The organism is Pseudomonas sp. SDO5271_S396, from assembly GCF_054071795.1.
The window spans coordinates 1-6,913 of the sequence record NZ_JBSVWB010000099.1; the positions used below are offsets into that span (position 1 = coordinate 1).

Genomic DNA, 6,913 nt, shown 5'->3' on the forward strand with positions numbered 1-6,913 from the left:
GGGAATGGCAATAGAGAGTTCCTGTGGGAGCTGGCTTGCCTGCGATGGCGTCCTCCCAGCCAACCCATAACTTGCTTATTCTTTTAAGCCATAAGCACCGCACTTTGCGTGATATGGCCCGCCGACCTTTCCCGGTATGATGTTCGCCCCCGCAGTCTGGATTGCGAATACGCCATGACCTTGCAGTACCCCACAATCGCCGATTGCGTCGGCAACACGCCCCTGGTCCGCTTGCAACGCATGGCGGGCGAAACCAGCAACACCCTGTTGCTCAAGCTCGAGGGGAACAACCCCGCCGGTTCGGTCAAAGACCGCCCCGCGCTGTCGATGATCACCCGCGCCGAGCTGCGCGGCCAGATCAAACCCGGCGACACCCTGATCGAAGCCACTTCGGGTAATACCGGGATCGCGCTGGCCATGGCGGCGGCGATCAAGGGTTACAAGATGGTGCTGATCATGCCCGACAACGGCACCGCCGAGCGCAAGGCCGCAATGACGGCCTATGGCGCCCAGTTGATTCTGGTCACCCAGGAAGAAGGCATGGAAGGCGCCCGCGACCTGGCCGAACGCATGGCCGCCGAAGGCCGCGGTCTGGTGCTGGATCAGTTCGCCAACGGCGACAACCCCGAAGCGCATTACGCCAGCACCGGCCCGGAAATCTGGCGCCAGACCGGCGGAACCATCACGCACTTCGTCAGCTCGATGGGTACCACCGGCACCATCATGGGTAACTCGCGCTACCTCAAGGAGCAGAACCCGGACATCCAGATCGTCGGCCTGCAGCCGATGGAAGGGGCGGCCATCCCCGGTATCCGCCGCTGGCCCGAAGAGTACCTGCCGAAGATCTACAACGCGGCCCGCGTGGACCGCATCATCGACATGGCCCAGCGTGAGGCCGAAGACACCACCCGCCGTCTGGCGCGTGAAGAAGGCATCTTCTGCGGCGTGTCCTCGGGCGGTGCGGTGGCGGGCATGTTGCGTTTGTCCAGGGAAGTCGAGAACGCGGTGATCGTCGCGATCATCTGTGACCGCGGCGACCGCTACCTGTCGACCGGCATCTTCGACGAACCCAACTGATGGCAAAGCACGAGAGAGGCCTGCGCTTCCAACCGACGGGCGGCAGCCGGGCCCCGCAGATTCCTGTGGGCAAGAAACAGCGTCTGACCATCGAGCGCCTGGCCAATGATGGCCGGGGCATTGTGTTCTTTGAAGGGCGTACCTGGTTCGTCAATGGCGCATTGGCCGGCGAAGAGGTGGAGGCCCGTGTATTGGGCGCCCACGGCAAAGTGGTCGAGGCGCGCACCGAGCGTGTGTTCAAGGCCAGCGCGTTGCGTCGCCCGGCACCCTGCGCCCATGTGGGCCGTTGCGGCGGTTGCAGCGTGCAACATTTGCCCCATGCCGAACAACTTGCCCTCAAACAGCGCATGCTCGCCGAGCAACTGTCCCGCGTGGCGGGTGTCGAACCGCAAACCTGGGCGGCTCCGCTGAGCGGGCCGGAATTTGGCTACCGACGCCGCGCCCGTGTGGCCGTGCGTTGGGATGCCAAGGCGAGACAGCTGGAAGTGGGCTTTCGCGCCGTGGCCAGCCAGGACATCGTCGCCATCGACGATTGCCCGGTGCTGGTACAGGCCTTGCAGCCGATCATGCAGCGCCTGCCCAACATGCTGCGCCGTTTGAGCAAACCCCAGGCCCTCGGGCATGTGGAGTTGTTCAGCGGCACGTCCATCGCCGTGTTGCTGCGGCATATGGCGCCGTTGTCCGGTGCCGACCTGCAGGTGTTGAACGAGTTCTGTGCCTTCCACGACGCCCAATTGTGGCTGCATGGCGAGGGCCAGCCGGAGCCGGTGAATGCCGATGCTGTTCTGGGCTTCCGGCTGGAACCCTGGGATCTGGAGTTGGCCTACAAACCGGGAGACTTTGTGCAAGTCAACGCCGGGGTCAACGAAGCGATGGTTGCCCAGGCCCTGGAGTGGCTGGCACCGCAACCTGATGAACGGGTGCTGGACCTGTTTTGCGGCCTGGGTAATTTTGCCTTGCCGCTGGCCCGGCAAGTGAGTGAAGTGGTGGCTGTGGAAGGCGTGCAAACCATGGTGGACCGGGCTGCGCTGAATGCCGCCAGCAACCATTTGCATAATGCGCAGTTTTTTCAGGCCGATTTGTCCCAGCCTTTGACTGACGCGGAATGGGCCAAACAGGGCTTTTCTGCGGTACTCTTGGACCCACCCCGCGATGGTGCCCTGGAAGTTGTGCGCAAGCTCGCCACCCTGGGGGCCAAGCGTCTGGTGTATGTGTCCTGCAACCCGGCAACGCTGGCTCGGGACACGGTTGAGTTGGTCAAGCAAGGCTACCGGCTAAAACGTGCCGGGATCCTCGACATGTTCCCGCAGACAGCGCATGTCGAGGCCATGGCGTTATTTGAAGCGGGTTAGGACGTCCGTTCAATCCGACTGGCCTGCATTCTCCAGGGCCGTGACCTGTCAGGGAGCGTGCGTAAGCTTTAATAGGTAAAGCAGGTCAGCGATGATTTCTGGCGCATCGAAGGTGCGTCGTAGGGAAGGTAAGCAAGATGGTACAGGTGAGAGCACACCAGCCGATCAACACCGACGGCAGTATCAATCTCGAGGCATGGCTGGATCATGCCGTCAGTGTCGACCCGGCACTGGACCGTGAAGCCTTGAAGGCAGCCTGCGAGTTCGCTCGTGAGTCTGAACAGCAAGACAATGCGGCCAAGAACCTCTGGGCCGAAGGCACCTCCAGCTTTCGCACCGGGCTGGAAATCGCCGAGATCCTCGCCGATCTCAAGCTGGACCAGGATTCGCTGATCGCCGCCGTGCTCTATCGCGGCGTGCGTGAGGGGCATATCGCGTTGCCGCTGGTGAGCCAGCGTTTCGGTGCGGTGGTGGCCAAGCTGATCGACGGCGTGCTGCGCATGGCGGCCATCAGCGCCAGCCTCAGCCCGCGCCAGTCCATGGTGCTGGGCACCCAGGGGCAGGTGGAAAACCTGCGCAAGATGCTCGTGGCCATGGTCGACGATGTGCGCGTCGCGCTGATCAAGCTGGCCGAACGCACCTGCGCGATCCGTGCGGTGAAGACTGCCGATGACGAGAAGCGCAACCGCGTTGCCCGCGAAGTCTTCGATATCTACGCGCCGCTGGCCCATCGCCTGGGTATCGGCCATATCAAGTGGGAGCTGGAGGACCTGTCCTTCCGTTACCTCGAACCCGACCAATACAAACAGATCGCCACGCTTTTGCATGAGCGTCGGCTCGACCGCGAGCGCTTCATCACCGACGTGATGAGCCAGCTGCGTTCCGAATTGCAGGCCACCGGTGTCGAGGCCGACATCAGTGGTCGGGCCAAACACATCTACTCCATCTGGCGCAAAATGCAGCGCAAGGGCCTGGCGTTCAGCCAGATCTACGACGTGCGCGCGGTGCGGGTGCTGGTACCGGAAATGCGCGACTGCTACACCGCGCTCGGTATCGTGCACACCCTGTGGCGGCACATTCCCAAGGAGTTCGATGACTACATCGCCAACCCCAAGGAAAACGGTTACCGCTCGTTGCACACCGCGGTGATCGGCCCCGAGGGCAAGGTGCTGGAGGTGCAGATCCGCACCCACGCCATGCACGAAGAGGCCGAGCTGGGCGTGTGCGCGCACTGGCGCTACAAGGGCACCGACGTCAAGGCCGGTTCCAATCAGTACGAAGAGAAAATCTCCTGGCTGCGCCAAGTGCTGGAATGGCACGAAGAACTGGGCGACATCGGCGGCCTGGCCGAACAGCTGCGGGTGGATATCGAGCCGGACCGGGTGTACATCTTCACCCCGGACGGGCATGCCATCGACTTGCCCAAGGGCGCCACGCCGCTGGACTTCGCCTACCGCGTGCACACCGAGATTGGCCATAACTGCCGGGGCGCCAAGATCAATGGGCGCATCGTGCCGCTCAACTACAGCCTGCAGACTGGTGAGCAGGTCGAGATCATCACCAGCAAGCACGGTACGCCAAGTCGCGATTGGCTGAACCCGAACCTTGGCTATGTCACCACGTCGCGGGCGCGGGCGAAGATCGTGCACTGGTTCAAATTGCAGGCGCGCGATCAGAACGTCGCCGCCGGCAAGACCTTGCTCGAACGCGAACTGGCGCGCCTGGGCCTGCCGCAGGTGGACTTCGACAAGTTGGCCGAAAAAGCCAACATGAAGATCGCCGAAGACATGTTCGCCGCCCTCGGTGCCGGCGACCTGCGCCTGGCGCAACTGGTCAACCTGGCCCAGCAACTGGTGGAGCCGGAGCGCGGCAACGAGCAATTGGAGCTGATCCCGCGCAAGGCCAGCGGTTACAAGCCGGGCAAGCGCGGCGATATCCAGATCCAGGGTGTGGGCAACCTGATGACGCAAATGGCCGGTTGCTGCCAGCCGCTGCCAGGCGACGCCATCGTCGGTTACATCACCCAGGGCCGTGGCGTGAGTATCCACCGTCAGGACTGTGCCTCGGTGCTGCAACTGGCCGGGCGCGAGCCGGAGCGGATCATCCAGGTCAGCTGGGGGCCGGTGCCGGTGCTCACTTATCCGGTGGACATCGTCATTCGTGCGTACGACCGTTCCGGCCTGCTGCGGGACGTGTCGCAGGTGCTGCTCAATGAGCGGATCAACGTGCTGGCGGTCAACACCCGTTCGAACAAGGAGGACAACACCGCGCTGATGTCCCTGACCATCGAGATTCCGGGGCTGGACGCGCTGGGGCGGTTGCTGGGGCGGATTTCCCAGTTGCCGAACATCATTGAGACGCGGCGTAACCGTACCCCTTGATGCGGTTCAACAAGGGGGAACTGAGCTTCTGTGGGAGCTGGCTTGCCAGCGATGCCGACGACTCGGTCCATCAGATCGACCGAGGCGATGCTATCGCAGGCAAGCCAGCTCCCACATTTGATCTTCAGCGGAAAGAGACTGATGTATTCACTTGAAGACCTGCTTCACCTGATGAACCGCCTGCGCGACCCGCAATACGGGTGCCCGTGGGACATCAAGCAAACCTACGCGACCATCGTGCCGCATACCCTGGAAGAAGCCTACGAAGTCGCCGACGCCATTGAACGCGGTGACTTCGATCACCTGCAAGGCGAGCTCGGCGACCTGCTGTTCCAGGTGGTGTATTACAGCCAACTGGCGCGGGAAGAAGGGCGTTTCGAGTTTGCCGGGGTGATCGACAGCATCACCCGCAAGCTGATCCGTCGTCATCCTCATGTGTTTCCGACGGGCGACCTGTACGCACCGTTGGATATTCCGCAGTTGAGCGAAGAGCAGGTCAAGGAGCGCTGGGAGCAGATCAAGGCCGAGGAGCGTGCGGAGAAATCCGGCGTGCCGGAGCAATTATCCTTGCTGGACGATGTGCCCACTGCCTTGCCGTCCTTGTCCCGTGCCGCCAAATTGCAAAAGCGCGCCAGCCAGGTCGGTTTCGACTGGCCGTCCGCGTTGCCGGTGGTGGATAACGTGCGTGAAGAGCTGGATGAAGTGCTCGAAGCCATGGCCGACAACGATTCGGTGGCCATTGCCGACGAGGTGGGCGACCTGCTGTTTGCGGCGGTCAATCTGGCCCGCCACCTCAAGGTCGACCCTGAAACTGCGCTGCGTGGGGCCAATGCCAAATTCGAACGACGTTTCCGATTTATCGAACAGGCATTGCGCGACACCCGGCGTCCCATGGAAGATTGCACCCTCGAAGAGTTGGACGCCCTGTGGGGCGAAGCCAAACGTCAGGAAAAGAATGTGTCCAGCTGCGGTTGAGCAGTTGCCTAAGTGAGTAAGCACCATGAGCCTTTCCCTTCGCGACCAGTTGCTCAAAGCAGGTCTGGTCAACCAAAAGCAGGCCAAGCAGGTCAGCAAGGATAAACAGAAGCAGCAGCGCCTCGTCCACAAGGGCCAAGCCGAGGCGGATGACACCCAGGCGCGCCTGGCTGCCGAAGCGCAGGCGGAGAAGGTCAAGCGCGACCAGGAACTGAACCGCCAGCAGCAGGAAAAAGCCGAGGCCAAGGCCCGTACGGCCCAGGTCAAGCAACTGATCGAGACGTCGCGCCTGCCCAAGCTGACGACCGAGGACTACTACAACTTCGTGGATGACAAGAAGGTCAAGCGCCTGTCGGTCAACACGCTGATGCGCAACAAGCTGAGCAATGGCTCCCTGGCCATCGTGCACCACGGCGGCGGCTACGAGGTGATCCCGCGCGAGGCTGCGCTGAAGATCCAGGAGCGCGCACCGGAGCGCATCGTGCAGCTCAACATCCTCAGCGAGACCCAGGTGCCGGATGAGGACGATCCGTACGCCGCCTACCAGATCCCGGATGACCTGATGTGGTAAGCCTTTAAAAAACACAAAACCCGCTCAAGAGGCGGGTTTTGTGTTTTCAGGTATCAGGGCTGCGTGGGCCCGGTACCGGAACCGTGCGAATATTCAGGAGCTTTGCGTCTGGCGTTTCAGTTCGAGAGTTTCGAGCTCGTTTTTATAATTGTGGGCTTCGCTCTCGTTGTGGAACATGCCAACCAATTGATCTTGCTGATGGACATCCCAGATGTGAATCCCATGGGCTACGGCTTCGTGGGACATATGTTCATCGTCGCGTTCAGTTACTTTTACAGTCATCTGCTTGCTCCAATCTCTGGTGAATCTGCGGCAAGTCGTCGCAGGCCTTTGTTATATGTTTTGTTAGCTTGCTAAGTAAACCGACTTTTCGCGCAACAATTCATTGCAGCAAATGCAACAGTGCTGCAGGCCGCGTAAACCGTGGCATTGCGTCGCAGGGGGCTGAGTTTTATGACAGAAGTTTCATGTTCAGGTCAGGCTGTTTGGCCGGTATTGACCGTACCGCCGTCATCGCAGGCAAGCCAGCTCCCACATTTGAAATGCATTCCAACTGT

At 61.4% G+C, this 6,913-nt stretch carries 6 protein-coding genes; 5 read left to right on the plus strand and 1 reads right to left on the minus strand.

The features are described from left to right. The first annotated feature begins 174 nt into the window (after window positions 1-174). The 5 genes from cysM to ACW9IN_RS29870 all read left to right on the plus strand — a co-directional run bounded on the left by cysM (window position 175) and on the right by ACW9IN_RS29870 (window position 6,356). Window positions 175-1,077, plus strand: a complete 903-nt coding sequence (gene cysM / locus ACW9IN_RS29850; protein WP_457369207.1) for a cysteine synthase CysM — start codon at window positions 175-177, stop codon at window positions 1,075-1,077. Beyond that, complete coding sequence (gene rlmD / locus ACW9IN_RS29855; RefSeq protein WP_457369208.1) at window positions 1,077-2,429, plus strand: 23S rRNA (uracil(1939)-C(5))-methyltransferase RlmD; 1,353 nt, start codon at window positions 1,077-1,079, stop codon at window positions 2,427-2,429. The genes cysM and rlmD overlap by 1 nt, the downstream gene beginning before the upstream one ends. Window positions 2,430-2,566: 137 nt before the next feature. Continuing rightward, the gene (gene relA, locus ACW9IN_RS29860) at window positions 2,567-4,810 is read left to right on the plus strand and encodes a GTP diphosphokinase (RefSeq protein WP_457369209.1); all 2,244 of its coding nucleotides are present in this window, start codon (window positions 2,567-2,569) and stop codon (window positions 4,808-4,810) included. 141 nt (window positions 4,811-4,951) lie between these two features. Continuing rightward, entirely contained in the window at window positions 4,952-5,785 is an 834-nt protein-coding gene (gene mazG / locus ACW9IN_RS29865; RefSeq protein WP_457369210.1) for a nucleoside triphosphate pyrophosphohydrolase, read from the plus strand. Between the two features lie 25 nt (window positions 5,786-5,810). Next, the gene (locus ACW9IN_RS29870; RefSeq protein ID WP_457369211.1) at window positions 5,811-6,356 is read left to right on the plus strand and encodes a DUF2058 domain-containing protein; all 546 of its coding nucleotides are present in this window, start codon (window positions 5,811-5,813) and stop codon (window positions 6,354-6,356) included. A gap of 93 nt (window positions 6,357-6,449) precedes the next feature. Here ACW9IN_RS29870 and ACW9IN_RS29875 read toward each other — a convergent pair whose 3' ends face one another. Continuing rightward, window positions 6,450-6,638 carry a hypothetical protein gene (locus ACW9IN_RS29875; RefSeq protein WP_457369212.1) on the minus strand — a complete coding sequence of 63 codons (189 nt, stop codon included), beginning with the start codon at window positions 6,636-6,638 and terminating at the stop codon, window positions 6,450-6,452. Between the last annotated feature and the right edge of the window lie 275 nt (window positions 6,639-6,913).